The following is a 1,485-nucleotide window of genomic DNA, read 5'->3' as shown; positions in this document are numbered from 1 at the left end:
GGAAGTGTGAAACTTTTTCTGTAAAATAACTTCAAAAGGTTCTTCTATGATAAAATAATAATCATAGGAGGGCCTTTTTATTATGGCAAAACAAAAGAAACCTGTACACAGAGTACAGATGACGGAAGGAAAACGTAACATCATTCATCAGCTGTTAGAGGAATATGACATTCAGACAGCTGAAGATATCCAAGATGCACTGAAGGATCTCTTGGGTGGTACGATTAAAGAAATGATGGAAGCAGAGATGGATGATCACCTGGGCTATGAAAGATCACAACGTTCTGACAATGATGATTATCGGAATGGTTATAAACGCAAATGTGTAAACAGTAGTTACGGCTCTATGGAGATTGATGTTCCTCAAGACCGGAAATCTTCTTTTGAGCCGCAGGTAGTAAAGAAACGTCAAAAGGATATTTCTGATATTGACCAAAAGATTATCTCTATGTATGCCAAAGGAATGACAACACGGCAAATATCTGAGACGCTCGAAGACATTTATGGGTTTGAAACATCAGAAGGATTTATTTCCGATGTCACAGATAAGATTCTCCCTCAGATTGAAGACTGGCAGAACAGACCATTAGACGAAGTCTATCCAATTCTGTATATCGATGCAATCCATTATTCTGTCCGTGATAATGGCATGATTCGTAAATTAGCAGCCTATGTGATTCTTGGGATCAATACAGAAGGGAAAAAAGAAGTGCTCACTATCAGCGTTGGAGAAAACGAAAGCTCGAAGTACTGGCTTTCTATCTTAAACGAGTTGAAAAACCGTGGGGTAAGAGACATCCTCGTTATCTGTGCAGACGGACTTGCCGGAATCAAGGAAGCGATCACTGCCGCATTTCCAAAAACAGAATACCAGAGATGCATTGTCCATCAGGTGAGAAATACTTTAAAGTATGTCCCGGATAAAGACAGGAAGGCTTTTGCTACAGATCTGAAAACGATCTATCAGGCAGCGGATGAAAAGAAAGCCCTGGCTGCACTTGACAGGGTTACAGAAAAATGGACAACTAAATATCCGAATTCCATGAAACGCTGGAAAGATAATTGGGATGCAATCTCTCCTATCTTTAAATTTTCAGCAACCGTCCGGAAAGTCATTTACACGACAAATGCCATAGAATCCTTGAATTCCACCTACCGGAAGCTGAACCGTCAGAGGAGCGTATTCCCAAGCGATACGGCTTTGCTGAAGGCATTGTATCTGGCTACTTTCGAAGCGACTAAAAAATGGACGGCTACCATTCGTAACTGGGGGCAGGTATATGGCGAACTGAGCATCATGTATGAGGGAAGACTCCCTGAATAGGCTCGAAAGGCCCGAAAAAACAGGCGGAAAAACCGCCTGCTCTTGACATGCCTTTTAATAACTGCTATATATAAAATGAGGGTGAAAGCTCTCTTTTCGTAGCCTTTCACCCTTCATTATCATAGAAGAATCTTATTTACAGACTTTTCTTCACAGTCTCG

General features: G+C 41.1%; 1 protein-coding gene. It reads left to right on the top strand.

Going from position 1 to position 1,485, the window contains the following annotated elements:
- Positions 1 to 82: 82 nt before the first annotated feature.
- A complete protein-coding gene (locus tag GKG43_RS22765; protein WP_129880161.1) occupies positions 83 to 1,324 on the top strand; it encodes an IS256 family transposase in 1,242 nt (413 codons plus the stop codon).
- Positions 1,325 to 1,485 lie beyond the last annotated feature (161 nt).

The organism is Eubacterium sp. BIOML-A2 (assembly GCF_009680135.1).
GTDB lineage: Bacteria > Bacillota > Clostridia > Lachnospirales > Lachnospiraceae > Faecalicatena > Faecalicatena contortus_B.
This window is presented reverse-complemented; position numbering and strand designations above follow the sequence as displayed.

Coding starts and splice junctions, on each gene's coding strand:
- GKG43_RS22765 (WP_129880161.1), top strand. CDS start 83: ATGGCAAAACAAAAGAAACCTGTACACAGAGTACAGATGACGGAAGGA.